Raw genomic sequence first — 26,447 nt, forward strand, 5'->3', positions numbered from 1 at the left:
GGGGGCCCGCCCGCCTTCTGCACCCCACCCCCCGGGTGGCCCCGCCCCCACCCCCCACCACCAACCCCCCCGGGCGGGGGCGGCCCCCCCCCGGGGGGGGGGGGGGGGGGCCCCCCCCCCCCCCCCCCCCCCCCCTGCCAGGGGGTTTACTGCCCGAGGGCGATCTGCTCGGCGCCCGGAATCGAAGACGCGCTCGGCACGCCGGTGACCAGCGTCCACCAGATCTTGCCGTTCGGCTCCTGATACCAGGCGATGCCCAGATCGCGCGCTGCCGCGTCAAGGATCACGTCGCGGGTGGCGGGATCTTCCATCCAAGCCGCGAGAGTTTCGGTTTCGGTTTCGTAGGTTTCCGAGATGTTCTCGCCCACGAGCCGCCCGGTGTAGCCGACGCGCTGCACCCGGTCGATCGGCGACGAGCCGTCCGAGCCGAAATGCCACGGGCGGTTCTGCACCGACATGTCGCGCGAATGGGTCGCGGCGGCGGCGTTGAGCTGGGCATTCAGCTGCAGCGGCGCAACCCCGCGGGCCTGACGCAGCGCGTTGACCGAATCGAGCACCGAATATTCGATCCGTCCGGTGTCATTGGCCGAGATCCGGTAAACCTTGGGCAGAGGCTTGCCATCCGGACCAAGCGCCGGAGCTTCGTTATAGGGCGCGGGGGCACAGGCTGCCGCCAGCAGCGCCGCCCCCATCATCAAGAACGCACGTCTTTGCATAATACTGCCTTGGTTGTTTCGGATCGAAATCTCGGGTTTGATCCCGATTAGCGCGTTGGGCGTTGCCAATCAAACGCACATCGGCGTGAATGCGCCGGGTTTGATTTGCGACTGCGGCATTCAGGTCATATGATGTGCCCTTGTTATCCGTATGTCCGGCGCATGGCCGGACCCAGCTTGGGGGACAGGATCCACATGGCAGGTACAGGTTTTGACCGGCGCGCGTTCCTTGCGGCCGGAGCGGCATTTGTCGGAACTCCGGCACTGGCGCAAACGCTCGACAGCACCGGTACGGTCGAGATCGAGCGGGATGTCTCTAATATCGTGCGCCGCAACGTGTCGAGCTTCCGCTCGCTCGACTGGCAGCCGTATTTCTCGAACCTGACCAAGGGCGCGATCCTTGTCGATACCCAGTCGCGCGCCTTGCACTACTGGGAAGAGGCCGGCACCTATCATCTCTACCCGTGTTCCGTGCCGCTGACCGAGGATCTGACCCGTCGCGGCCGCACCGAGGTGATCCTCAAGGACCCCAAGCCCAGCTGGCGTCCGACGCCGTCGATGAAGGAACGCAACCCCGAGTGGCCCGATTTCGTCGGCCCCGGCCCGGACAATCCGCTTGGCACCCGCTCGCTGCATCTGAGCTGGACCTACTATCGCATCCACGGCACCCATGACACCCGCAAGATCGGCCGCCGGTCTTCGAATGGCTGCGTCGGCCTGTATAACGAGCACATCGAAGCTCTTTACGACATGGCAGAGGTCGGGACGCAGGTGTTGCTAATTTGACAATACTGCGGCAGGCTGGACACGGGCGAAGTGAGTCAGATTGCAAAAAACTTTGATTGCTGGTTAGACAGACTCACGAGGTAAGTCTTGGGTGCTTGTCGTTTGAAATCATTACGACAAGCGATTTTCTGGAGGTTAACATGAAGAAGTTCGCTCTCGCCACCGTTTTCGCTGCAACTGCATCGACCGCAATGGCTGGCTCCTATGCTAAGGATGACGTGGTCATGGAACCCGTTGTCGTCGTCGAAGAAGCACAGCAGTCGTCGTCGTCGGCCGGCATCGTGATCCCGCTGCTGCTGATCGCCGTGATCGCCGCAGCTGCGTCGAACTGATACCGGGTTTTCGGTTTTTGAATTTGAAAAAGGCGGTGCCCGCAGGCATCGCCTTTTTCTGTGTCTAGCGCCCGGGTCGGGCTGGCCGGGTCCTAGACCCAGCCGCCAAGATTCTCTGAAATCACCGTGCACAGCGCATCGATATGCGCGCCGTCGTCGTTGAGGCAGGGAATATAGCTGAACCGCTGGCCGCCCGCGTGTTCAAAGCTTTCGCGGATTTCCTCGTTGATCTCTTCCAGCGTCTCGATGCAGTCGGCGGAAAACGCAGGGGCGATCACCGCGATGTTTTTCTTGCCCTGTTTCGCCAGCTCGGCGACATGATCGACGGTGTAGGGCTTGAGCCATTCCTCGGGGCCGAACACCGACTGAAAGGTCGTGGTGATCTGCGTCTCGTCCCAGCCGAGCTGTTCGCGCAGCAGGCGCGTCGTCTTCTGGCACTGACAGTGGTAGGGGTCGCCCTGCATCAGGTAGCGTTTCGGCATGCCGTGATAGCTGACCACAAGCATGTCGGGTTTGTCCGGCAGCGCGGCATAGCCGCGTTCGACCGACTGGGCGAGGGCCTCGATATATCGCGGATGTTCGAAGTAGGGATCGACGACGCGGGCCGTCGGTTGCCAGGTCTGATCCATCAGCGCCCGGAAAAACTGGTCGTTGGCGGTGGCCGAGGTCGCTCCGGCGTATTGCGGATAGAGCGGAAAGAACAGGATCTTGCGGCAACCGGCCTTGACCATCGCATCGACCTTCGACTGCGTTGACGGGTTGCCGTAGCGCATGCAGTAATCGACCATCACCTGATCGCCGTACTGCGCCTGCATCCGTGCGGCGATGGCGGAGCTCTGCTGCTTGGTGATCGTCATCAGAGGGCTTTCATTCAGCTCCTCGTTCCAGATCGACTTGTAGTTCCTGCCAGAGCTGAAGGGCCGCTTGGTCAGGATGATGGTTTGAAGCAGCGGCTGCCATTTCCATTTCGGATAGTCGATAACCCGCTGATCCGAAAGAAACTCACTGAGATACCGGCGCATCGGCCAATAGCTGTAGTGATCCGGCGTACCAAGGTTGGCGAGCAGAATGCCGACCTTCGGCGCGGACACCTTCGGGTGGTCGGCGGGGGCGTGAACGGGGCGGCTGGCGGTGTCGTCGAGCATTTCCTGACCTTTTCCCAAAGTGTTTTGCTTAGGTATCGCAGATTCTGAATGAATCAATCGCTCAGGGGCGTTTCCCGCGTATTCAGTACATCGGCGAGACGATGCGCCGCAGATCCGGGGCGCAGCGGCTTTTGCTGGCTGTCGTCGGGGGCCCAGCCGGTCAGCGTGACGATCTCGTAGGTGGCGGGGATGCGGCCATCGGTTCCGAAGGTCTGCGCGTAAAGCTGGGCGGCGCGCAGCATCACGGCGCGCCGCGTCGGCTGTTTCAGCCGCGCGCTCAAGGCGTTAGTCTCTCCCATCGCGCGCAGGTCGCGCATCAGGTGCAGCGGGCTTTCATAGCTCGCGGTCAGCGCAAAGCTGTCGGCCACCGGCAACGCCAGCCCGGCACGCTGCAGCAAACCGCCTAGGTCGCGGATCTCGCCCATCGGCAGCACCCGCGGCGACAGGCCGCCGGAGATCTCGATTTCCGCCTGACCAAGCGCACTGCGCAGCTCGCTGAGGGTCTGCCCGCCGAAACACAGCGCAAGGCACAGCCCGTCCGGGGCCAGCGCGCGGCGGCATTGCACCAGCTGGCCGACCGGGTCATTCGACCAATGCAGCGCCATGGCGTGGATCACCAGATCATGCGCGCCCTGTTTGAGCGCCAGCACGTCTTCGTCAGGAATGACGTCCAGCCCCGGCAGCATTTCCTGCCAGACCTGCGGAAAAGGGCTCACCACGACCGGCGATTTAAACGTTCTGTTAACCACGAAGAGGCGATCCTGCACCTCGTCGCGGGCGGCCTCGTGCAGAAACAGCGCGGGGTTGCTCGCGGCACGAGATCTGTGCCGGGCAAGGGCGGGGCGGTCGACGAGGGGCGCGGGACTGGTCATGGAGGACAGTTAGAATGTTCATGCCCGCGTTGCAAACCGTGCTGAAGCTGGTCTACCCGTCGCGCTGCCTGATCTGCGGCGGGCTGGTGGAAACCGATTTCGGCCTGTGCGGCCCCTGCTGGCGCGATACGCCGTTCATCTCGGGGCTGGTCTGCGATTGCTGCGGGGTGCCGCTGATCGGCGATTCGGAGGATGCGGAATTCTGCGACGACTGCCTGACCACGCCCCCGGCGTGGAGTCAGGGGCGGGCCGGGCTTGTCTACAAGGACAATGGGCGCAAGCTGGTGCTGATGCTCAAGCACGGCGATCGCCACGACATCGCGCTGCCCGCCGCCGTGTGGATGGCGCGCCAGATCCGGCCATTGCTGCGCGAGAACATGGTGGCGGTGCCCATCCCGCTGCATTTTCGGCGCCATTTCAAACGCCGCTACAACCAGTCGGCGCTGTTGTCGCGTGCGCTGTCGCGCGAGCTTGGCATCGATCATGCGCCCGATGCGCTGGAACGGCTCCGGCATACCGCCTCGCTCGAGGGCAAGACCCGCGAGCAGCGCTACACCACGCTGAGCGATGTGCTGCGGGTGCGCCCGTCGCGCGTGGCGGCGATTGCGGGCCGCCCGGTGCTGATCGTCGATGATGTCCTGACGTCCGGTGCGACGCTTTGTGCGGCAACCGAGGCCTGTCTTGCGGCAGGCGCCAGTGAAGTTTGCGTCAGCGTACTGGCGCGCGTTGCAAAGGAGGCTTAGATCCGGTGAAATAGCGCGAAGCGAAAGGCCCCGTTGATGCAACCGATCGAGATCTACACCACCCCCTATTGCGGCTATTGTCAGGCTGCCAAGCGCCTGCTGAATTCGAAAGGCGCGGCGTTTCACGAGATCGACCTTGCGGTCGAACCCTCGCGCCGTGCGGAAATGACCCAGCGGTCCAACGGCGGGCGAACCGTGCCGCAGATCTTTGTCGGCAAGACACATGTGGGCGGCTGCGACGAATTATATGCGCTGGAACGCGACGGCAAGCTCGATGCGCTTCTCGCCGCAGCCTGAGCTTTCCGGTTGACCCGTCCGGGGGTTGCGGTCCAGAACGAGCGGCACCCAGACAGACACGGCAGAATGACCAAACCAGAGACCGCGCTTGCCATATCGCTCTTTAGCGAGATCCTGACCGCGGACCAGCTCCTGCGGAACAGATTGACGCGCGTGCTGCCCAACAAGATGGAAATCTCGCATTTCTCTGTGCTCAACCATCTGGCGCGGGCGCAGGACGAACGCAGCCCGGCGCAGCTGGCGCGTAGCTTTCATGTCACGCGCGGGGCGATGACCAACACGCTCGCCAAGCTAGAGATGGCCGGTTACGTGCATATCCGCCCCGATTGGGACGATGCGCGGCGCAAGATGGTGGCGATCAGCACCGCTGGCAAGAACGCCCGCGAGGCGGCCTTGCTGGCGATGGCCCCGGTGGTGACCGAGCTGGTCGGCGAGATTGGCGCCGAAAAGGTGCGGGCCATGCTGCCGGTGCTGCGCGACTTGCGCCTCAAGCTCGAGGGCGACTAGAGCGCCTTCAGCGCCTCGGCCATGTTCGACGCGGAAAATTCGGTGATCGTGGTCGCAACCACCCCGGCGGTGGTGAATGGATCGCCCGCGATGATACCGTCGATCTGCGCCCGTGTGCCTTGCGCGATGACGATGCCGCCGGTGCGCGGCTCTTTGGGCCCCGACATCAGGAACACCCCCGAGGCATAGCAGGCGCGCACGTAGTCCATGTGCGGCGCCAGCACCTTTTGCACCTCTTCGAAGGGCGCGGTGTAGTCGATGTCGATGACGAACAGGCGGTTGCCCTCGGGAATCAGGCTCATGCTTTTTCTCCCGGGGCGAGGGCGGCGGTCACGTAGTTGACCGACAGGTCGCGATCGGAAATATGCCAGGCCCAGCTGATCGGGTTGAACACATATCCCTTGCGGTCGACCGGGGTCAGCCCGGCGCGGCGCAACAGCTCGTAAAGCTCGTCCGGCGTGATGAATTTCTGCCAGTCATGGGTGCCTTTGGGCAGCCAGCGCATCACCCATTCCGCGCCGAGAATCGCCATCGCAAAGCTTTTCGCGTTGCGGTTCAGCGTCGAACACAGGTGCAGCGCGCCGGGTTTGAGCAGGGCGCGGCAGGCGCTCAGATAGGCGAGGGGGTCGGCCACATGCTCGACCACCTCCATGTTGAGCACCACGTCGAATTGCTCGCCCGTTGCGGCAAGCGCTTCGGCGGTGGTGTGACGATAGTCGATCGTCAGCTCCGATTGCTGCGCGTGCAGCTGCGCCACGGGAATGTTGCGCTCGGCGGCATCGACGCCCACCACGGTGGCGCCAAGCCGTGCCATCGGCTCGCAGAGCAGGCCGCCGCCGCAGCCGATATCGACGATGCGCAGCCCTTCGAACGGGCGATCCGACGCAAGGTCGCGGCCGTATTCGGCGGCCACCTGCCGGGTGATGTAATCAAGCCGCACCGGGTTCATCATGTGCAGCGGTTTGAACTTGCCGGCAGGGTCCCACCATTCGGCGGCCATCGCCTCGAACTTGGCGATCTCGGCTGGGTCGACAGTGATGCTCATATCTTGAATTTCCCCCATGGTCATTCGGGCCTGCCTGCCAATATAGTCCTGATATGGACAAAAACTCGGGCCAAAAGAGCGCAGTGCAGTATCTCTATCCGCCCATCGACCCATTCGACCAACGCATGATCGACATGGGCGATGGACACAAGATCTATGTCGAACAATGCGGCAACCCCCGAGGTCTGCCGGTCATCGTGCTTCACGGAGGCCCCGGTGGCGCCTGTTCGCCCGCCATGCGCCGCTATTTCGATCCGCGCGCCTATCGCGTGGTGCTGTTCGATCAGCGCGGGTGCGGGCGCTCGCAGCCCCATGCCTCGGTCGAGGGCAACACGACTTGGCATCTCGTGCGCGATATCGAGGCGATCCGCGAGGCGCTGGGGATCGAGGATTTCATCGTCTTTGGCGGCAGCTGGGGCGCGACGCTGTCGCTGATCTACGGCATCTCCCATCCGGATCGGGTGCGGCGGCTGGTGCTGCGCGGCGTCTTCATGATGACACAGGCCGAGCTTGACTGGTTCTATGGCGGCGGCGCGGGGCAGTTCTGGCCCGAGCCATGGGCGCGGTTCCGCGACATGATTCCCGAGGAGGAGCAGGGCGATCTGATCGCCGCCTATCACCGGCGGCTGTTCTCGGGCAACGTGCTGGAAGAGACGCGCTTTGCCCGCGCCTGGGCCAGCTGGGAAAACGCGCTGGCCTCGGTCTATTCCAACGGCAGCGGCGGCGATGCGCCCGGCGATTACGCCCGCGCCTTTGCCCGGCTGGAAAACCATTACTTCGTTAACGCGGGCTTCCTGGCCGAGGATGGCTGGATCCTGAACAATGTCGATCGGCTGGCGGACATCCCCGGCGTGATCGTGCAGGGGCGCTACGACATGATCTGCCCGCCGCGCCGCGCGTGGGAATTGGCGCGGGCCTGGCCCGATTGCGATCTGCGGATGATCCGCAATGCCGGGCACGCGCTATCCGAACCGGGAATCAGCGCCGAGCTGGTGCGGGTGATGGACAAGATCGCCGCAGAAGAAGGTTTACAGGACCCATGGCCCCGTTAACCTCTGGTCTTTCTGTCCTGGCCGGGATTCGTTTCGGCCCAAGGGGGGCTGCATGAGCGGGTTCAAACGACGTCGCCTGATCCAGACCGCGCTGGCCGCGGCGGTGCTTGGCGCGTCTGGTCTTGCCGCAGCGCCTGCCCGTATCGGCGGCACGCTGCGGGCTGGGCTGTCGGGCGCAAGCGCCACCGACAGCTGGGATACGCGCAAGATCACTGGCGGATTCATGGCCGCTGCCGCGATGGCTGTTTTCGACACGCTGACCGAAATCGCCGCCGACGGCTCGCTGCGTGCCGAGCTTGCCACCGACTGGACTGCCAGCGCCGACGCGCGCATCTGGGACGTGACGCTGCGCAAAGGCGTGCGCTTTCACGACGGCAGCGAATTTGGTGCGCGCGATGTGCTCGCCTCGCTGGCGCTGCACAAGGGCGGCGGCTCTGGCGCGCGGCCGCTGGTCGAGACCATCGCAAAGGCAGATCGCCTGTCGGATCATCGCATACGGTTCACGCTGGCGGCGGGCAATGCGGATTTCCCCTACCTGCTCGCCGATCCGCAACTGTTGATCTATCCGGCGAGCCGCATCTCGGAGGCGATGGCGCAGGGAATCGGCACCGGGCTGTATCGCGTCGCGGCATTCGAGCCGGGGCGGCGTTTTGTCGGCACGCGGGTCGAGGGGCATTACAAGGACGGTTCCGCGGGCTGGTTCGAAGCGCTGGAATTTCACGCCATGCCGGATGGCGCGGCGCGGGCTTCGGCGCTGCGCTCGGGGCAGGTCGATGTCATCGACCGGGTTGCACCGTCGCGGGCGGCGCGGCTGCGCGACGTGCCGGGGCTGACGGTGCAGCAGGTGTCGGGCAACCAGTTCTACGGCTTCGCGATGCAAACGGGCACCGCACCGTTTGACGCGCGGCACATCCGGCAGGCGCTGAAACACGCCATCGACCGGCAGGCGATTCTGGATGCCGTGTTGCTGGGGCATGGCCGTATCGGGGCCGACAGCCCCATCGGCCCGCTCAATCACCACGATGCTGCATTGACTGCGCCCGCCTATGACCCGGATCTGGCCGCATGGCATCTGCGGCAAGCGGGGCTCAGCCGGCTTTCCGTTGCGCTGCATGTTTCGGACAGCGCGTTCGAGGGCGCGCCCGGGGCGGCGCAGCTTTATGCGAACGCTGCCAGCCCCGCCGGGATTGAGATCGTGCCAACCGGTGCACAGGATGCTGATTGGCAAGATAGGCCGTTCCGCGCCACCGCGTGGTCGGGCCGGGTGACCGAAGACTGGATGTTCTCGACCGCGCTTCAGCACGGCGCGCCGTGGAACGAATCGCATTGGGGCATGGCGCAAAGCCCGCGGTTTCAGGCGCTGCTGCTCGAAGCCCGGTCCGAGCTCGACAGCGCCCGGCGCGGGGGGCTTTATGCCGAGATGCAGCAGATCCTGCGCGATGAGGGTGGCCTGTTGATCCCGGTGTTTGCCGACCACCTGTCAGCGGTGGGCGAGCGCATCGCCACGCCGCAGACCCTTGGGACAGCGCGTGGGCTGGACAATGCACGGATGGCGGAACGCTGGTGGCTGGCCTGATCAGCCGTTGAGTAGCGCCAGCGCCTTGGCGTGCAGCGACGCATTTGCCGCTGCCAGAACGCGGCCGCCGCCATGGGCCGGGCCGCCTTCCCAATTGGTGATGATACCGCCTGCCGCCTCGATCACCGCAATCGGGCCGCCGACGTCATAGGGGAACAGCCCCGCCTCGATCACAAGGTCGATGTGCCCCGCCGCCAGCAGCGCATAGGCATAGCAATCGGTGCCGTAGCGGGTCAGCTGCGCCTGCGCCTTGACCTTTTCGAATGCGATTCGATCAGCAGGGGTGCCGATCTCGGGGAAGGTGGTGAAGAGGATCGCCTTGGCCAGATCCGTGGTGCCTCGGGTACCAAGCACGCGGGTGCCAAGCGGGCCGACATAGTCGGCGCGGCCGAGGCCACCACAGAACCGCTCGCCGGTGAAGGGCTGATCGACAATGCCAAGCCGGGGGCCGCTGTCGTCGGACAGGGCAATCAGCACGCCCCAGGTCGGGGTGCCCGACAGAAAGCTGCGCGTGCCGTCGATCGGGTCAAGCACCCATGTCAGTCCGCTGGTGCCGGTTGTGGTGCCCAGCTCTTCGCCAAGGATGCCATCCGCTGGGCGGCGCTGTGCCAGAACCTCGCGCATCGCGACCTCAGCGGCGCGGTCGGCGATGGTCACCGGATCGAAGCCAGAGGCATCCTTGTTTTCGGCATCAAGCCCAAGCGCGCGGAAATGCGGCAAGATCGCCGCGCGTGCGGCATCGGCCAACGCATGAGCGGTCGCCCAAAGCTCTGCCGCGAGCGGTTCGGAGATATCGGCACGGTGACGGCCGCTGGCCCCGTTGGCGTGAGTAGAGGTCATGTGCCCGCTCCGTTGCTGGATCTGCTGATCAGCTACCGCAGCGGGCCCAGAGGCTCAAGCCACGTCGGACAGGACGCGGGCGAGTTCGAACAGTCGGCGACGCTGGTTCTCGGGGATCGCGTAATACGAACGCACCAGATCGAGCGCTTCCTTGTCGCCAAGGATGTCGGCGGGCATGGCCGCGACCGGGGCGTCTGTGGCGTCCTGTTCGGATTCGATGCCTTCAAAGAAAAAGCTCACCGGGACGTCGAGCGCGTCGGCGATATCCCAAAGCCGGGATGCGCTGACCCGGTTTGCACCGGTTTCGTATTTCTGGATCTGCTGGAACTTGATCCCGACCTGTTCGGCAAGTTGCTGTTGGGTCATTCCCACCAGCCACCGGCGGTGGCGGATGCGTTTGCCTACATGGACGTCGACGGGATGCGTCATCGGTTGTTCCTTCTATCACGCCCGGTGGGGCGATGTCTTTTCTTCTTGTTCTGGCATCAACGGCCGAACGACCAAGAGACGCGTCGCCTCAGCCAATCCCTGATGGCGCGAAACTACATCGGCGGATTGCACCGAAGCAAGCATTTTGCGCCCCTAACGATGAGGAGAGTTAACATGAAACAAGTTAAGGTTGAGTGAAAGATGAGTCGCATTCTAGATTTTCGTGTTATTGACTCAAAAAGGTTATAACAACCAAACTATGGCATAGGCCGGAGACGCAAATGCGCGCTTATCACATTAATTCGCATGATATTTCTCCGCAACTGACAGAGTTGCCCGATCCCGAGGCGAAGGCTGATCACATCACCGTGTCAATCCGCGCCTGCGGGCTGAATTTCGCGGATCTGCTGATGATCGACGGCAGCTATCAGAACACGCCGCCGCTGCCCTTCACGCTTGGGATGGAGGTCGCCGGTGTGGTCGAGACGCTGGGCGAAGGGGTCACCGGAATTGCCGTGGGCGACCGGGTCGCGGTGTTCGGCGGGCAGGGCGGCCTCGCAAGCCGCGGCGTGTTTGACGCGGCGCGGGCGGTGAAGATGCCCGACAGCATGAGCTTTGAAGACGCGGCGGCGTTCCAGATCGCCTATGGCACCTCGCATCTGGCGCTGGATCACCGGGCGCGGCTGCGCCCCGGCGAGACGCTGCTGGTGCTCGGGGCTGCCGGGGGGGTCGGGCTGACGGCGGTCGAGATCGGCAAGCTGATGGGCGCAAATGTGATTGCCTGCGCAAGAGGCGCTGACAAGCTGAAGGTGGCTCAGGCGGCCGGGGCGGATCATCTGATCGACGCCACGGCGGGGGATCTGCGCGCTCAGGTCAAGGCATTGGGCGGCGCGGATGTGGTCTATGACGCGGTTGGCGGTGCGCAGTTCACCGACGCCTTCCGCGCCTGCAAACCCGAAGCGCGCATCCTGTGCATCGGCTTTGCCTCGGGCGAGGTGCCGCAGATCAAGGCCAATCACCTGCTGGTCAAGAACCTGACGGTGATGGGCCTGTACTGGGGTGGCTATCTCGACTTTGCGCCGGGGGTGCTGACCGGCTCGCTGGAAACCCTTTTCGGCTGGTACGCCGAGGGGCGAATCCGCCCGCATGTCAGCCATGTGCTGTCGCTGGAGCGGGTGGCCGAAGGGCTCGATCTGCTCCGGACCCGCAAATCCACCGGCAAGGTTGTGATCACGATGCCCTGAGGGCTGTCAGCTCATGCCGAGCCGTTTCATCCGGCGATACAGCGTCGCGCGCCCGATCCCGAGCGCGCGGGCGGCTTGGCTGACATTGCCCTCGGCGCGGGTCAGCGCCCGCACCACCGCCGCCCGCTGGGCCTTTTCAAAGCCGCTCGGCTCGTCCTCGCCGCGATCGAACAGATCCGCCGCCGGGCGCGGTTTGAGCGCGCCGCGCGGTTCCAGTCGAAAGCTGCGCCGCGCGGCGCGGGTCGCCCCGATCACCAGATCGTCGGCATCCACCGCCAGCAGGACCGCTGCGTCGTCGTCACTGTCGGCGACAATGATCCGGGCCTTGGGGAAATGCGCGCGGAACAGGTCGGATTCGATGGCGCGGGCGGTCTGTGCCACGGTTGCGGCAATCAGCCGGTTCATGCCTTCGGTCTGATCGGCCCGCGCCGACGAGATGTCCAGCGCCGCCACCACCGCGCCATCGGGGCCGAAGATCGGCGCGTCCATGCAACTCATCGAGATGTTGCGGGCGAGGAAATGGTCGCCCCGGTGAATGGTCAGCCGCCGGGTTTCGGCAAGGCAGGTGCCGATGCCATTGGTGCCCTCGGCGGCCTCGGACCAATCGGCGCCGGGGGACAGCCCCCAGGAATCAAAGGTGCCGGCATCGGCGTCGGTCCGGCGCTGGTCGAGCACGAGGCCGAATTCATCGGTCAGCAGCACGCCGCAGCCGGACCCACAGACCAGCCCGAACAGCTGGTCGAGCTTTGGCATGGCGATATCCAGCAGCTGCCCGACGCGATCCTTGCGACGGCTCAGCGCGGGCTGGTCGAGCCGCTCTTTCGCCCGCCGTTGCGCCGGGTCGAGCCCATAATGGGTCATCGAGCGTTTCCACGAGGCCGCAAGCAGCGATTTCGTCGCCGCCCGGTCAGAGCTGACGGTCCTGAAGACCCGGTCGATATGCTCGGTCGATGGCGTCATCTGTGGTGTTCCTCCGCTGCGAGGCCGCCTTTGCGCGAGGGGCCTTCTGTCTGGGCGAAGCCTAATCTTCCGACCCGGCGACGCGCCATGCGACCTTGGAACAAGAGCCCACGCCACTGCGCAACGATGGTGCGATGGCGCAAGAAGGCGAGACCCCGTGCGCCCTCGACCCTTTCGCGAGCTTTACATTCAGGGTGATCACCGATTGGGTAATTCTCAAGAGTTGGCACTTCACTTTAGGCAGACGGGACTCACATGGCGATCACGGCAAGCATTCACCACCTGACCCACTACAAGTACGACCGCCCGGTCACACTTGGGCCCCAGCTGATCCGCCTGCGCCCGGCGCCCCATTCCCGCACGCGGGTGATCTCGCATTCGCTGCGGGTGTCGCCCGCCGGGCATTTCGTCAACCACCAGCAGGACCCCTATGGCAACTGGCTGGCGCGCTTCGTCTTCCCCGAGCCGGTGCGCGAGTTCAAGATCGAGGTCGATCTGGTCGCCGACATGACCGTCTACAACCCGTTCGACTTTTTCGTGGACGAGATCGCCGATGAGTGGCCGTTTGAATACCCCGAAGAGTTTCGCAACGACCTGCGCATCTATTCGCGCCCCGAGCCGGTCGGCCCGCATCTCAAGGAGTACCTCAAGGGCATTCCCAAGAAGAAGATGAACACCGTCGATTTCCTCGTCGACATCAACATGAAGCTGCAGCAGCACATCGATTATATCGTGCGGCTGGAACCGGGGGTGCAGACCCCCGAGGAAACGCTTCAGCAAAAGCGCGGCTCGTGCCGGGATACCTCGTGGCTGCTGGTGCAGATCCTGCGCAACCTCGGCTTTGCGGCGCGGTTCTGTTCGGGCTATCTGATCCAGCTGAAGCCGGATCTTCAGGCGCTTGACGGCCCGTCCGGCACCGATCACGATTTCACCGACCTGCACGCGTGGTGCGAGGTGTTCCTGCCCGGCGCGGGCTGGATCGGGCTTGATCCGACATCGGGCCTGCTGACCGGGGAATCGCATATCCCGCTGGCCGCAACGCCGCATTACCGCAACGCCGCGCCGATCACCGGCGGGTTTGCCGCCGACGGCGCGCCGAAGGTCGAGTTCGATTTCGACATGACGGTGATCCGCACCGCCGAACATCCGCGCATCACCAAGCCGTTCTCGGACGAGGCATGGGAGGCGCTCGACAAGCTTGGCGACAAGGTCGATGCGGTGATCAAGCAGCAGGACATGCGCCTGACCATGGGCGGCGAGCCGACCTTTGTGTCGATCGACGATTTCGAAAGCGCCGAGTGGAACACTGCCGCCGTCGGACCGACCAAGCGCGACAAGGCCGACCAGCTAATCCGCAAGCTGCGCGACCGCTTCGCGCCGGGCGGCTTCCTGCATTACGGTCAGGGCAAATGGTACCCGGGCGAAACGCTGCCGCGCTGGACCTTCTCGCTGTACTGGCGGCGCGACGGCGTGCCGATCTGGAAGAACCCCGATCTTGTCGCACGTGAAACAGCCAAGGGGGCCGATGCCGCCGACGCCGGGAAATTCATGGCCGCCTTTGCCGAGAACATCGGGCTGAACCCGGATTTCGCGCAGCCCGCTTTCGAAGACCCGGTGGAATGGATCATCAAGGAAGCCGAACTTCCGGTGAATGTGACCCCCGAAGACAACAAGCTCAAGGATCCCGAGACGCGGGCGCGCATAGCGCGGGTGTTCAACCGCGGGCTCAACAAGGCGGCGGGCTATGTGCTGCCGATCCAGCGCCAGTGGCAAAGCAAGCATGTCCCGCCGACCACGCGCTGGCAGTCCGAGAAATGGAAGACCCGGCGCGGCCATCTGTTCCTGATCCCCGGTGACAGCCCGGTGGGTTTCCGCCTGCCGCTGGGCGCGCTGCCCTACATCCCGCCCTCGTCCTACCCCTATGTCTATCCGACCGATCCCTCGGTGCCGGTCGAGGAACTGCCCGATTTCCACGCCGAATTCGACGAGCGCCGCGCCGCGCTGATGGACGCGCTGGAACGCATTGCGCAGGACGAGGCCGATCAGGCCCGCGAGGAATCGGAAACCCTGCCCGATGTCACCCCCGGCCACGAGCAGAGGGTCACCGCGGCCCGTGACACCGGCGCGCGCCAGACCATGATGCCTCAGGGCGTCGGCGTCGATCCGGCGGGCAGTCAGGTACGCACCGCCATCGCGGTCGAGCCGCGCGATGGCCGCCTGTGCCTGTTCATGCCGCCGGTCGAGGCGCTGGAGGATTACCTCGAACTGCTGACCACCGCCGAGCAAACCGCCGCCGAGCTTGGCCTGCCGCTGCACATCGAAGGCTACACCCCGCCGAATGACAGCCGCCTGAACGTGATCCGCGTTGCGCCCGACCCCGGCGTGATCGAGGTCAACATTCACCCGGCCCACAACTGGAAAGACGTCAAGGAGATCACCTTCGGCGTCTACGAAGACGCCCGCCAGACCCGGCTTGGCGCCGACAAGTTCATGATCGACGGCAAGCATGTCGGCACCGGCGGTGGCAACCACGTGGTGGTCGGCGGCGAGACGCTGCTCGACAGCCCGTTCCTGCGCCGGCCCGACCTGATGCGCTCGATGGTGCTGTACTGGCTGCGACACCCGTCGCTGTCCTACCTGTTCTCGGGGCTGTTCATCGGGCCGACAAGTCAGGCGCCGCGCATCGACGAGGCGCGCCACGACAGCCTGTACGAGCTGGAAATCGCGCTGTCGCATTTCCCGGCGCCGGGAGAGGGCGAGCCGCCGCAGCCGTGGCTGACCGACCGCCTGTTGCGCAACATGCTGATCGATGTCACCGGCAACACCCACCGGGCCGAGATCTGCATCGACAAGCTGTTCTCGCCCGACGGGCCGACCGGGCGGCTTGGCCTCGTGGAATTCCGCGGCTTCGAGATGCCGCCAGATGCCAAGATGTCGCTTGCTCAGCAGGTGCTGATCCGGGCGCTGCTGGCGCGGTTCTGGAAAGCGCCGATTCAGGGCAAGCCGGTGCGCTGGGGCACCACGCTGCACGATCGCTTCATGCTGCCGTATTTCGTCTGGCAGGATTTCCTTGATGTGCTGCGCGATCTCAAGGAACACGGCTTTGACTTCCGCTCCGAATGGTACGAGGCGCAAAAGGAATTCCGTTTCCCCTTTGCGGGCGAGGTCGAATACGAAGGCGTGCATCTGCAGCTCAATCAGGCGCTCGAGCCGTGGCATGTTCTGGGCGAACGCGGCGCCATCGGCGGCACCGTGCGCTATACCGACAGTTCGGTCGAGCGCATGCAGGTGCAGCTGACCGCGATGGACCCGGACCGCTATATCGTCACCTGCAACAAGCGCCCGGTGCCGCTGGCAAAGACCGATGCCAATGGCGTCAAGGTTGGCGGCGTGCGCTTCAAGGCGTGGCAGCCGGCCGAGGCGCTGCACCCGACGCTGCCGGTCAACGTGCCGCTCGTGTTCGATATCTTCGATACATGGACGGGCAAGGCATTGGGCGGATGTACCTATCATGTCGCACATATGGGCGGGCGGAACTATGATACCTTCCCGGTGAACACCAACGAAGCCGATGCCCGCCGCCTTGCGCGGTTCGAGAAACTGGGTCATACCCCCGGTTCCTATTGGCCAGAGACCGAATATCCGCATCCAGAGTTCCCGATGACTCTGGATCTGCGGCGGATGCCCGGCCTCTGACCCCGTGACGGAGATGGAGACGCTTGAACAAGGTCGGCACACCCGATGCGCTGATGCGCTTCCTTCAGGGCTACGAGTCCCTGCCGGGGGTTGCCGATGAGCTGAAGCGCCCGGACGGGACATTGCGTCCTGTCTGGGATCCGCTGATACGCTACCTTGCAAGCAAGAGCCCCGAACAGCTGGCCCGCTCCTTTGCGCGGGGCGATCAGTATCTGCACGATACCGGGGTGTATTTCCGCCAGTATTCCGGCGATGAATCGACCATGCGCGACTGGCCGCTGAGCCATGTGCCGGTGATCATTGGTCAGGATGAATGGGACGGGCTGGCCGAGGGCATCGCGCAGCGGGCCGAGCTGCTGGAAAAGGTCATGGCCGACCTTTACGGCGACGGCGAGCTGGTCCGGGACGGGTTTCTGCCCGCCGATCTGATCGCGCAGAACCCCGAATGGCTGCGCCCTGTGGTCGGGATCAAGCCGCGCTCGGGGCATTACCTGCATTTTCTGGCCTTCGAGATCGGCCGCTCGCCCGATGGGTCGTGGTTCGTTCTGGGCGATCGGGCGCAGGCACCATCCGGGTCGGGCTTTGCGCTTGAAAACCGCATGGCGACCAGCCGGGTGTTTCACGATCTGTTCCCCAAAAGCAACGTCGAGCGGCTCGCGACCTTCTTTCGCGTCTTCCGCGACGCGATGGTCGGGCTCAAGGGGGGCGATGGCGGGCGCGTGGCGATCCTGACGCCGGGGCAGCACACCGACACCTATTACGAACACGCCTATATCGCCCGCTACCTCGGCTTCCTGCTGCTGGAATGCGAAGATCTCAAGGTGCAGGACGGGCAGCTTTCGGTGCGCACCATCGCCGGGCCAGAGCCGGTTTCGGTGCTGTGGCGGCGACTGGATTCGCGCTTTGCCGATCCGCTCGAACTGGATGAGACCTCGGCGCTCGGCACCCCCGGCATGGTCTCGGCGCTGCGCTCTGGCGCGATGGATCTGGTGAACTGCCTCGGCTCTGGCGTGCTGGAAGCGCGGGCGCTGATGGCGTTCCTGCCGCGCATCTGCGAACACCTGATGGGCGCGCCGCTGAAGATGTCGAACATCGCCACATGGTGGTGCGGGCAGGATCACGAGCGCGCCTATGTGCTGGAAAACCTCGAACGGATGATGATCGGTTCGGCGCAGTCGACCAAGCTGCCCTTTGACATCGACCGCACCACGGCGCTTGGCGGCAAGTTCCGCGGCGAGGCGCGCGGCCCGATCGAAGACTGGATCGCACGCGAGGGCAAATCGCTGGTCGGGCAAGAGGCCGTCACCCTGTCGACCACCCCCGCGATGATCGACGGCAAGCTGAAACCGCGCCCGATGGTGGTGCGGGTGTTTGCCACGCGCACGCCAGATGGCTGGGCGGTGATGCCCGGCGGCTATGCCCGCATCGGGCGCGACGGCGATCCGACGGCGCTGGCCATGCAGGCGGGCGGCTCGGTCGCCGATGTCTGGGTGATGTCCGACAAGGCGATCCATGCCGACACGCTGACCAGCACGGCATCCGGGCCGCTTCTGCGCCGCCAGCCGGGGCTGCTTCCGGCGCGGGCGGCGGACAACCTGTTCTGGCTTGGGCGCTACGCCGAACGCGCCGAGGGCGCGGTGCGGGTGCTGCGGGCATGGCATCTCAGGCTCGAAGAGCATGGCACGCGCAACGTGCCGCTGGTTTCGGCCCTTGGCGAATTCCTCACCACCTTTGGCCATGACATCGAAGACCCGGTGCCTGTCATGCTGCTGGGCCATTTCGATGCGTCGGTGGTCTGCGCGAGCAAGGTGCGCGACCGGTTTTCGACCGATGGCTGGAACGCGCTGAACGATTTGTCGGAAACCGCCCGCAAGCTGGCCGCCAAGGTCACTCACGGCGACGATGCCGCCCGCGCCATGACCGTTCTGCTGCGCAAGACGGCGGGCTTTTCCGGTCTGGTCCATGACAATATGTTCCGCTTTCTCGGCTGGCGCTTCCTGACGCTGGGGCGGGCGCTGGAACGGGCCGATCACATTGCCGCCGTGTTGGCGGTGCTGGCGGACGAGGCAACCCCTCCCGGCGGGCTGGATGCCGCGGTCGAGATCGGCGACAGCGTGATGACCCACCGCCGCCGCTACACCATCGAGACCAGCCGCGAGACGGTGATCGACATGCTGGCGCTCGACCGGGAAAACCCGCGCTCGCTGCTCTACCAGATCGACATCCTGCGCGAAGAGGAAGAACAGATCGCCGAGGCCACGGCGCAGCCGCGCATGGGCGAGGCGACCCGGCGTATCCTGATGCTTCAGACCATGCTGGCGGTGTCTACCTCTGGCCAGATTTCATCCCGGCGGTTGAACCGGATCCGGCGCGAACTGGCCGGGATCTCCGAAGCGCTGACCGCGCAATACCTGAGCTAGGGGCGTTTCATGTCGCAAAGCTATGACATCAAGCTGCGCATCGCCTACCGGTACGACCACCCGGCGGGATCACATCGCACGCTGCTGCGCATTCTGCCGCGCAGCATCGAAGGTCAGCAGCAACTGCTTTATGGGCAGGTGACCACCGATCCGCCGCCGGATTTCCGGCTCGACGATGTCGATTTCTTCGGCAATCCGACGACAGAGGTCACCCACGAGGGGCGGCTGTCCGAGATCGACTTCCTATTCGAAGGCCGGGTGCTGCGCCGCACCCCGCGCGACGGGCTCGATCTGAGCTGCGCGCTGAGCGATCTGCCGCGCGCGGTGGCACAGATCCAGAGCATCCGTGCCCCCAGCCCGCATCACTTCCTTGGCCCGTCGCCGCGTCTGCGCCACGAATCCGAGATCGCCGCCTTTGCGCGTTGCTGCACCCGGCCGGGGATGTCGGCGCTTGAGGCGGTCGAGGCCGTGAGCCATGCGCTCAACGATCTGTTCGACTTCGACAGTTCCGCCACCGAAGTCACCACGACTCCGATCGAAGCCTTCCGCGCCCGCCGCGGCGTCTGTCAGGACATCAGTCATGTGATGATCTCGGCCCTGCGCGAGATTGGCGTTCCGGCGGGCTATGTGTCGGGCTTTCTGCGCACGCTTCCCCCCGAGGGCCAGCCCCGGCTGGAGGGCGCCGATGCCATGCACGCTTGGGTGCGGGCGTGGTGCGGCCCCGATGCGGGCTGGGTCGAATTCGATCCGACCAACGCGATCCGCGTCGGGCTCGACCACGTGACCGTGGGCTTCGGGCGCGATTATTCCGACGTTGCGCCGTCGAAAGGCTCGCTGCGCTCGGAAGGCGGGCATGAGACGCGCCACATGGTCGATGTGGTGCCCGTCGAGGCAAAGCTCACCGCGTGAGCAGCTTTTCAAGGCTGCGCCCCATGACGCGGGCGCTGTCGATCATGTCGGTCACGCCGACCCACTCATCGGGTTTGTGCGCCAGTTCCAGCACGCCGGGGCCATAGGCGATGCAGTTCTTCAGCTTGCCGATGCGGTCGATGTGCTTCTGATCATAGCTGCCGGGCGAGGCAACATAGGTGGGATCGGTGCCCAGCATGTCGCGGATCGCTTGTGCCACGGTCGTGACCACCGGCGCATCGCGGTCGGTCATCGACGGGATGACGCGATTCAATTCGCGGATGTCATAGTCGAAATTGGCGCGGTTGGCCTTGAGATCGTCGAGCAGGGCGATGACCTCGTCGCGCACCCCGTCGGCGGTTTCCTCGACGAGGAAACGACGGTCGATGGTGATGCGGCAGCTGTCGGGCACGCAATGGGCGGGCAGACCATCGAAATCGGGCGGGTTTTCGGGTTGGCCGCCGTGGATGGAATTGATGTTCATCGTCGACTGGCGCGCGCCTTCGGGCACCACGGGCATGTCGGTGTGGCGCGAGGCCATGGCAGGGAACAGCCTGTCTTCGAAGGCTTGCAGCACGGCGCCCATGTGCCGCACGGCGCAATCGCCCAGAAAGGGCATAGAGCCATGGGCGATCTCGCCCTTGGTCTCGATCTCGGCCCACCAGCCGCCGCGATGGCCAAGGCAGATACGATCCTTGTCGAGCGGTTCGGGGATGATGACGTGCTGCACCCGCTCGGGCGCGAAATAGCCCTGCTGCGCAAGATAGGCGACGCCGCCGTAACCGCCGGATTCCTCGTCCGCCGTTGCGCTGATTTCGATGGAGCCAGCGAAATCGGGGTGTTGTTCAAGAAACGCCTCGGCGGCGATGACCGATGCGGCCAGCCCGCCCTTCATGTCGCAGGCGCCGCGCCCGTAGATGCGATCGTCTTCCAAAGCGCCGCCAAACGGATCGCGGGTCCAGCCAGCACCAACTTCGACCACGTCATGATGGCTGTTGAAATGCACGCAATCTCCGGGCCGGGTGCCCGTGCGGCGGGCGACGAGATTCCAGCGCGGAAAGCGGTCGCTGTCGCCGGGCGATCCAACGGCACGAATCATCTCGCACTCGAAACCGCGGGCTGACAGGCGGCTTTGCATCAGCTCGCAGATGTCGCGGTAATGCTGGCCGGGCGGGTTCAGCGTTGGCACGCGAATAAGCGCCTGGGTCAGGTCGATCAGCTCGGCGCGTTTCGCTTCGATGCGGTGGGACAGGGGATCACTCATGCGCGCAGTGTTCCCGCGAATGCGGCGCTGTGCAAGCCGCCCCGAAAGCCGCAGGGATGTTCGCCGGGAAAACCCTGCGGGCGCGGCGCGTTCGGGGGCGAAACTTCTGCAGAAACGCCTGAGGTCTAGCGCAGCTGCGGTGCCGGGCCGATGGGCAGAATGCCAACCCATGTGCGGCCATTGCGGAATTCGAACGTGGCATCGATGCTGTCCTTGCGCCCCGACAGGCCCGACAGCAACGCCGCGCCTTGTTCGATCATCGCGAGCATTGCCGGAGCGATGCGCCCCGCCTTGCGCTCGGCTTCCAGCGCCTCGGCAAGGTTTTCGGCCCGCACGCTCAGCTTGCCATCCAGCACCCCGCCCTCGGTCACGTCGACATCGCCTGTCGCCGCCAGCTGAAGCGCGCCCTGATCCAGTTCCAGCCGCGCCAGCCGGATGCGGGTGATGTCGGCTTGCCCCGCCTGCGTGACCCCGACCGTTGCGTCCAGCCGCAGACCGCCGCTGCCAAGGCTGTCCTGCAGCGCCAGCTCGGCGGCGTTGAAGGTGGCATGATAAGCGGGCTCCTCGGGGATCAGCGTCACCGCGCCGGTCACCCCGGACATCGCCGCCGAAACGCCGCCCGACAGGTTAAGCACAGCCGCCTCGACGTGCAGGCGCTGCATCCTGCCGTCGTCGCTGACGATGCTGGCGCGCAGCCCGTCTCCGTCGATGTGGTAAACCTCCTCGCCGCTGCTCAGCGAGGCCCCCTGTGGCAGGGCAAGGATGATGTGATCGCGGTTCCACACCATCTGCATCAGCATCAGTTGCGGGGTTTCGAGGGTCAGCCCGTCGCCCTCGCTGCGCAGTCCGGTAAAGCTGGTGTCGATGCGGTTGGGAAACCCTTTCACCGCAACGTCATCCCAATGCACCATCACGCCGTCGGCGGCGCGGCTGGCGGCCCAGGCGTCGATGGCTTGCCTCTGGGCATGGGCCTGCCAGAACCAGACCCCCGACCAGGCGAGAGCGGCAAGAACGATGGCGGCAAGCAGAGGTTTCACGGGCAAGCCCCTTTCATGGCAGTTCAACGTGGTGTTTACAGTGCCAATGGGGAAAGGAAAACGCATGACGCTCTGGGTTTTTGGCTATGGCTCGCTTCTGTGGAATCCCGGCTTCGAGGTCGCGGAGACGGTGCATGCCACACTGCCGGATTATCACCGCAGCTTCTGCATGCGCTCGATCCATCACCGTGGCACGATCGACACGCCCGGCCTCGTGCTGGCGCTGGATGAGTGTCCCGGCGCGCTGTGTCAGGGGCTTGCGCTGCGCGCTGCTCCGGGCACCGAAGACAGCACGCTGGCCTACCTGCGCGAGCGCGAACTGATCTCGTCGGCCTATATCGAACGCAACCTCGCCATCGATCTGGACAGCGGGGCACGGATCGAGGCGGTCACCTACGTCATCGACCCGCATCATGTGCAATATTGCGGCGGCCTGCCGCTGGAAGAGCAGGCGCAAATCATCGCAAACGCCACCGGCGGCATGGGGCCGAACCGGCAATATCTCGAAAACACCGCCGATCATCTCGACCAGATTGGCATTCCCGATGCAGAGCTGCACTGGTTGCGGGCGCGCGTGCAGCATCTGGCCGATAACCGCTTGGCTTGACTGGGCTGCCGCCGTAGGCTCGCCGCAATCAGAAGAGCCATCCGGACGCCATATGAACAAGCCCGACCTTGAGGCCGAGCCGCATTTCAGCCGACCCTTCCGTCAGACCGCGCTCATGCTCGCGGTTCTTGGCCTGTGTGCTGCTGGGGGCTTTGTGCTGCTGCCCAGCGTGCTGCCGGTGTTCGAGTCGAACCCCTATCTCAACGGCTTCATCGTCTTTGTCTTCGGGCTCGGCGTGCTGGCCTGTTTCTGGCAGGTGGTGCAGCTGATCCAGTCGGTGCGCTGGATCGAGAACTTTGCCTTTGGCCGCGATGCCGGGGCCACCCCGCCGCGCCTGCTGGCCCCGCTCGCGGCGCTGCTTAGGCGACGCGACACGCGGCTTCAGATCACCACCTCGTCGACCCGCTCGATCCTCGATTCGGTCGCCACCCGCATCGACGAGGCGCGCGAGATCACCCGCTATCTGGTCTCGCTGCTGATCTTCCTCGGCCTGCTGGGCACGTTCTATGGCCTTGCAACCACCGTGCCCGCGCTGGTCGATACCATCCGCAGCCTCGCCCCGACCGAAGGTGAATCCAGCACCGATACCTTTGCCCGCCTGATGACCGGCCTTGAAAGCCAGCTTGGCGGCATGGGCGTGGCCTTTGCCTCGTCGCTGCTGGGCCTTGCCGGATCGCTGATCCTTGGCCTTCTGGAACTGTTCGCCGGCCACGGCCAGAACCGCTTTTACCGCGAACTCGAGGAATGGCTCAGCTCGATCACCCGGCTGTCGTTCAGCGGCGATGGCGAAGGCGGCTCCGACGATGTCGTGGCGCATGTGCTCGACCAGATGACCGACCAGATGGAACGGCTGACGCTGATGTTCTCGCGCAGTCAGGACGGCCAGCAAGAGGTCGACGCGCGCCTTGGCCAACTGGCGGATTCGCTGGAACGGATGACTGAACGACTGGAAGCCACCGCGCCCTCGGCCAATTCGCTCGCGCGCATCGCCGAAGGACAGGAACGGCTGGCCGAAGCGATCTCGGATCGCGAAACCGCCGATGGATTTGATGCCGAAAGCCGGATGCGCCTGCGCTCCATCGACGTGCAGATGCTGCGCCTGCTCGAGGAAATCTCGGCCGGGCGGCAGGAAACCATGGCCGAGCTGCGCACCGATCTGGCCACGCTCAACCGCACCGTGGGCAAGCTGGTGCAGGGGCAGCGCCCGCAACCGCCCCGCCACGAGAGCTGAGCCATGGCGCTGTCACGACGCACCGGCGCACGGTTTCAGGCCAATATCTGGCCCGGCTTCGTCGATGCGATGACCGGCCTGCTGCTGGTGCTGATGTTCGTGCTGACCATCTTCATGGTGATCCAGTCGATGCTGTCTGACACCATCAGCGGGCAGGAAAGCCAGCTTGATACGCTGTCGTCCGATCTTGCCGATCTCAGTCAGGCGCTGGGATTGCAACAGCGCCGCAATCGGGAAATGACCGGCCGCATCGGCGAGCTGGAAACCACGCTGTCCGATGCACAAACCCGGATGAGCGAACAGCTTGGCCTGATCGCGCAGCTGACCGCGACCCGCGATCAGCAGGCTGCGCAGCTCGACGAAGCTCAGAACCGCATCAGCGGCTTCGAAGAGCGCGTCGCCGCGCTTCTGGCGCAACAAACGCAGGCGCAGGGCGAAATTGCCTCGCTCGCCGCAGATCGTGACCGGCTCGGCTCTGAACGCGACGCGCTCGAGACCGCGCTGGCCGCGGCCCGCAGCGAAACCGACGCCGCCGCCGAAGCCGCGCGTCTCGCTGCCGCCCGCCGCGAGGCGCTCGAGGCGCTGGCCGAAGATCTGCGCGCGCAAAACGCTGGCAAGGAGGCACAGATCGGCACGCTGAGCGGGCAGGTGGACGCGCTGCAACAGGCCCTCAGCGAAGAAGAGGCGCAGCGCCTCGCCGATGCCGAAGCCGCCGCCGCGCTGCGCAACCGGCTGGAAAATGCCGACACCGAACTGACGGCGATGACCCTCGCCCTCGAAGAACAGCGCAAACGTGCCGAAGACACCCTGACCCTGCTCGCCGCCGCCCGCTCTGCCCGCGACACGCTGGAAGACCAGCTGCAAACCGCGCAGTCTCAGGCGCAAACCAGCGAAACCCTGCGCGAGCGGCTGTCCGAAGCGGAAAAGCGGGCGGCGCTGCTGTCAGTGGCGCGCGATCAGCTGTCGCAGACCGAAGCTCGCGCCAGCGAAGCCGAACGTCAGACCGAACTGCTCAACCAGCAGGCTGCGGCGCTGCGCAACCAGCTTGGCCAGCTTCAGGCGCTGCTCGACGATGCCAGATCGCGCGATGACGCCAGCCAGGTGCAGCTTCAGAATCTTGGTCAGGACTTGAACGCAGCGCTCGCCCGTGTTGCCAGCGAAGAACGCCGCCGCCGCCAGCTCGAAGAAGCCGAACGCAAGCGGCTCGAGGAGCAGGCCAAGGATCTCGAAGCCTACCGCTCGGAATTTTTCGGAAAACTGCGCGGGGTGCTTGGCAATCAGGAAGGCATCCGGATCGAGGGTGATCGCTTCGTCTTCTCCTCAGAGGTGCTGTTCGACCCGGGCGCGGCAGAGCTGTCATCGGCGGGCACGCAGGAAATCGCCAAGATCGCCAGCATTCTGCGCGGGGTGATGAATGACATTCCCGCCGGCATCGACTGGATCCTGCGGGTTGATGGCCATACCGACAACCTCCCGCTCAGCGGCACGGGCCGCTATGCCGACAACTGGGAACTCAGTCAGGCGCGGGCGCTGTCGGTGGTACGCTACCTCGTGGATTACCTCGGCTTCCCGCCAGATCGGCTGGCCGCCAATGGTTTTGGGCAATACCAGCCCGTCGATCCGGCAGACACCGTCGACGCCCGCGCCCAGAACCGCCGCATCGAGCTGAAGCTGACCGAACGCTAAGGCGCCCCTCTTCATCTTGCCCTTAAACTCCGGGGGTGTGGGGGCTGGCCCCCACTGTCTCCTGCATAGCAAGGCTGGAAAACCATGCGCTCCCGTGCCAGAAGCGCGGCAATTCATGCAGGAGGCCGCCATGCACATCGTCTCTCTCATCGCCCGTCCGGAGGCGCTTGATGCCGCGCTGGTTTCGGCGCTTCGCAACGCGCTCGGGGGTGGCGACATCACTTGGCTGTCGAACGGCGAAGCCGCAGAGTTCCCGGTCGAGATTGCGCCCGCCGACCTTGACGCCCTACGCGCGTCGATTGCCGATCAGGCGGACCTCAATCTGTTGCCCGCCACGGGGCGGCGCAAGAAGATGCTGCTCGCCGATATGGATTCGACAATGATCCAGCAGGAATGCATCGACGAGTTGGCTGATGAGGCCGGGGTCGGGGCGCGGGTCAAGGATATCACCGCCCGTGCCATGAACGGCGAGCTCGATTTCGAAGGCGCGTTGATCGAGCGTGTCGGCCTGCTCAGAGACTTGCCGGAAAGCGTGATCGACAGGGTTCTAGCAACGCGCATCACGCTGATGCCCGGCGCGCCTCTGCTGCTGTCGACGATGAAGGCAAGCGGTGCCTATGCGGCACTGGTGTCGGGCGGGTTCACCGCCTTTACCAAGAAGATTGCCGACCTTGTCGGCTTTGACGAGACCCGCGCAAACACGCTCATCGCCAGCGGCGGACGGCTGACCGGAGAGGTCGCGCGCCCGATCCTTGGCCGCGAAGCCAAGGTGCAGGCGCTCGAAGAGATCACCGCACAGCTTGGGATCTTTGAGGCGGATGTGATCGCGGTGGGTGACGGGGCCAACGATCTTGGCATACTGACGCGGGCAGGCATGGGCGTCGCCCTGCACGCCAAACCATCGGTGCAGGCGCAATGCGGCTTGCGGGTGAACCACGGCGACCTGACAGCGCTGTTGTATCTTCAGGGCTATTCGAAAGCGGAATTCGCCTGAACGGAGGCTGCGCTGATTACACGGGGCGGAGGTGGGGGCCAGCCCCCACACCCCCGGAG

General features: G+C 65.0%; 25 protein-coding genes. 15 read left to right on the forward strand and 10 right to left on the reverse strand.

Annotated features, from left to right (window positions below):
• Positions 1–146: 146 nt before the first annotated feature.
• Entirely contained in the window at positions 147–716 is a 570-nt protein-coding gene (locus tag Q4543_RS10535; RefSeq protein ID WP_303438050.1) for a CAP domain-containing protein, read from the reverse strand.
• 195 nt (positions 717–911) lie between these two features.
• Between Q4543_RS10535 and Q4543_RS10540 the strand changes: the two genes are divergently transcribed.
• Together Q4543_RS10540 and Q4543_RS10545 are read left to right on the forward strand one after the other, a co-directional pair.
• A complete protein-coding gene (locus Q4543_RS10540) occupies positions 912–1,502 on the forward strand; it encodes a L,D-transpeptidase (RefSeq protein ID WP_216003138.1) in 591 nt (196 codons plus the stop codon).
• Between the two features lie 140 nt (positions 1,503–1,642).
• On the forward strand, positions 1,643–1,834 hold the full coding sequence (locus tag Q4543_RS10545; RefSeq protein WP_303438054.1) for a ferrochelatase: 192 nt from the start codon (positions 1,643–1,645) through the stop codon (positions 1,832–1,834).
• A gap of 92 nt (positions 1,835–1,926) precedes the next feature.
• On the opposite strand, the gene hemH is transcribed toward Q4543_RS10545, so the two are convergent.
• Together hemH and Q4543_RS10555 are read right to left on the reverse strand one after the other, a co-directional pair.
• On the reverse strand, positions 1,927–2,979 hold the full coding sequence (gene hemH / locus Q4543_RS10550; RefSeq protein ID WP_303438055.1) for a ferrochelatase: 1,053 nt from the start codon (positions 2,977–2,979) through the stop codon (positions 1,927–1,929).
• A 53-nt stretch (positions 2,980–3,032) separates the two neighbouring features.
• Positions 3,033–3,851, reverse strand: a complete 819-nt coding sequence (locus tag Q4543_RS10555; protein ID WP_216003135.1) for an SAM-dependent methyltransferase — start codon at positions 3,849–3,851, stop codon at positions 3,033–3,035.
• 14 nt (positions 3,852–3,865) lie between these two features.
• Between Q4543_RS10555 and Q4543_RS10560 the strand changes: the two genes are divergently transcribed.
• From Q4543_RS10560 to Q4543_RS10570, 3 genes are all read left to right on the forward strand, one after another.
• On the forward strand, positions 3,866–4,594 hold the full coding sequence (locus Q4543_RS10560; RefSeq protein WP_216003134.1) for a ComF family protein: 729 nt from the start codon (positions 3,866–3,868) through the stop codon (positions 4,592–4,594).
• A 36-nt stretch (positions 4,595–4,630) separates the two neighbouring features.
• On the forward strand, positions 4,631–4,891 hold the full coding sequence (gene grxC / locus Q4543_RS10565; protein WP_303438063.1) for a glutaredoxin 3: 261 nt from the start codon (positions 4,631–4,633) through the stop codon (positions 4,889–4,891).
• Between the two features lie 66 nt (positions 4,892–4,957).
• Positions 4,958–5,398 (forward strand): MarR family winged helix-turn-helix transcriptional regulator, encoded by a 441-nt coding sequence (locus Q4543_RS10570; protein WP_216003132.1) that lies wholly within the window; start codon positions 4,958–4,960, stop codon positions 5,396–5,398.
• Here the strand turns inward: Q4543_RS10570 and Q4543_RS10575 are convergent.
• Entirely contained in the window at positions 5,395–5,700 is a 306-nt protein-coding gene (locus tag Q4543_RS10575) for a YciI family protein (protein ID WP_216003131.1), read from the reverse strand. The two genes, Q4543_RS10570 and Q4543_RS10575, sit on opposite strands and share 4 nt — an antisense overlap.
• Positions 5,697–6,443: a bifunctional 2-polyprenyl-6-hydroxyphenol methylase/3-demethylubiquinol 3-O-methyltransferase UbiG gene (gene ubiG, locus Q4543_RS10580; protein WP_303438070.1), complete on the reverse strand. Its 747-nt coding sequence runs from the start codon at positions 6,441–6,443 to the stop codon at positions 5,697–5,699. The genes Q4543_RS10575 and ubiG overlap by 4 nt, the downstream gene beginning before the upstream one ends.
• A gap of 53 nt (positions 6,444–6,496) precedes the next feature.
• Between ubiG and pip the strand changes: the two genes are divergently transcribed.
• A complete protein-coding gene (pip, locus tag Q4543_RS10585; RefSeq protein ID WP_303438072.1) occupies positions 6,497–7,495 on the forward strand; it encodes a prolyl aminopeptidase in 999 nt (332 codons plus the stop codon).
• A gap of 52 nt (positions 7,496–7,547) precedes the next feature.
• Complete coding sequence (locus Q4543_RS10590) at positions 7,548–9,071, forward strand: ABC transporter substrate-binding protein (protein ID WP_303438075.1); 1,524 nt, start codon at positions 7,548–7,550, stop codon at positions 9,069–9,071.
• On the opposite strand, the gene hisN is transcribed toward Q4543_RS10590, so the two are convergent.
• Together hisN and Q4543_RS10600 are read right to left on the reverse strand one after the other, a co-directional pair.
• A complete protein-coding gene (gene hisN, locus Q4543_RS10595; RefSeq protein ID WP_303438078.1) occupies positions 9,072–9,911 on the reverse strand; it encodes a histidinol-phosphatase in 840 nt (279 codons plus the stop codon).
• 54 nt (positions 9,912–9,965) lie between these two features.
• Positions 9,966–10,340 carry a helix-turn-helix domain-containing protein gene (locus tag Q4543_RS10600; protein WP_216003126.1) on the reverse strand — a complete coding sequence of 125 codons (375 nt, stop codon included), beginning with the start codon at positions 10,338–10,340 and terminating at the stop codon, positions 9,966–9,968.
• Between the two features lie 281 nt (positions 10,341–10,621).
• Between Q4543_RS10600 and Q4543_RS10605 the strand changes: the two genes are divergently transcribed.
• Positions 10,622–11,584, forward strand: a complete 963-nt coding sequence (locus Q4543_RS10605) for an NADPH:quinone oxidoreductase family protein (protein ID WP_303438082.1) — start codon at positions 10,622–10,624, stop codon at positions 11,582–11,584.
• 6 nt (positions 11,585–11,590) lie between these two features.
• On the opposite strand, the gene Q4543_RS10610 is transcribed toward Q4543_RS10605, so the two are convergent.
• Complete coding sequence (locus Q4543_RS10610; RefSeq protein WP_303438083.1) at positions 11,591–12,544, reverse strand: helix-turn-helix domain-containing protein; 954 nt, start codon at positions 12,542–12,544, stop codon at positions 11,591–11,593.
• Positions 12,545–12,799: 255 nt separating this feature from the next.
• On the opposite strand from Q4543_RS10610, the gene Q4543_RS10615 reads away from it, so the two are divergent.
• Genes Q4543_RS10615 through Q4543_RS10625 form a run of 3 tightly spaced genes read left to right on the forward strand, consistent with a single transcriptional unit; the run spans position 12,800 to position 19,569 of the window.
• Complete coding sequence (locus tag Q4543_RS10615; protein ID WP_303438085.1) at positions 12,800–16,240, forward strand: DUF2126 domain-containing protein; 3,441 nt, start codon at positions 12,800–12,802, stop codon at positions 16,238–16,240.
• A gap of 53 nt (positions 16,241–16,293) precedes the next feature.
• A complete protein-coding gene (locus Q4543_RS10620; RefSeq protein ID WP_303438218.1) occupies positions 16,294–18,660 on the forward strand; it encodes a circularly permuted type 2 ATP-grasp protein in 2,367 nt (788 codons plus the stop codon).
• 9 nt (positions 18,661–18,669) lie between these two features.
• On the forward strand, positions 18,670–19,569 hold the full coding sequence (locus tag Q4543_RS10625) for a transglutaminase family protein (RefSeq protein ID WP_303438087.1): 900 nt from the start codon (positions 18,670–18,672) through the stop codon (positions 19,567–19,569).
• Here Q4543_RS10625 and Q4543_RS10630 read toward each other — a convergent pair.
• On the reverse strand, positions 19,559–20,833 hold the full coding sequence (locus tag Q4543_RS10630) for an acetylornithine deacetylase/succinyl-diaminopimelate desuccinylase family protein (RefSeq protein WP_303438089.1): 1,275 nt from the start codon (positions 20,831–20,833) through the stop codon (positions 19,559–19,561). The genes Q4543_RS10625 and Q4543_RS10630 overlap by 11 nt on opposite strands.
• 125 nt (positions 20,834–20,958) lie before the next feature.
• A complete protein-coding gene (locus Q4543_RS10635) occupies positions 20,959–21,870 on the reverse strand; it encodes a DUF2125 domain-containing protein (protein WP_303438092.1) in 912 nt (303 codons plus the stop codon).
• 64 nt (positions 21,871–21,934) lie between these two features.
• On the opposite strand from Q4543_RS10635, the gene Q4543_RS10640 reads away from it, so the two are divergent.
• From Q4543_RS10640 to serB, 4 genes are all read left to right on the forward strand, one after another.
• The gene (locus Q4543_RS10640) at positions 21,935–22,477 is read left to right on the forward strand and encodes a gamma-glutamylcyclotransferase (RefSeq protein WP_216003119.1); all 543 of its coding nucleotides are present in this window, start codon (positions 21,935–21,937) and stop codon (positions 22,475–22,477) included.
• A gap of 52 nt (positions 22,478–22,529) precedes the next feature.
• Positions 22,530–23,708, forward strand: a complete 1,179-nt coding sequence (locus tag Q4543_RS10645; RefSeq protein ID WP_216003118.1) for a biopolymer transporter ExbB — start codon at positions 22,530–22,532, stop codon at positions 23,706–23,708.
• Positions 23,709–23,711: 3 nt separating this feature from the next.
• A complete protein-coding gene (locus Q4543_RS10650; RefSeq protein WP_303438095.1) occupies positions 23,712–25,394 on the forward strand; it encodes a peptidoglycan -binding protein in 1,683 nt (560 codons plus the stop codon).
• A 130-nt stretch (positions 25,395–25,524) separates the two neighbouring features.
• A complete protein-coding gene (serB, locus tag Q4543_RS10655) occupies positions 25,525–26,388 on the forward strand; it encodes a phosphoserine phosphatase SerB (protein ID WP_303438096.1) in 864 nt (287 codons plus the stop codon).
• Positions 26,389–26,447: the final 59 nt, after the last annotated feature.

It is taken from the genome of Salipiger sp. 1_MG-2023 (assembly GCF_030547555.1).
Classification (GTDB): Bacteria; Pseudomonadota; Alphaproteobacteria; order Rhodobacterales; family Rhodobacteraceae; genus Salipiger.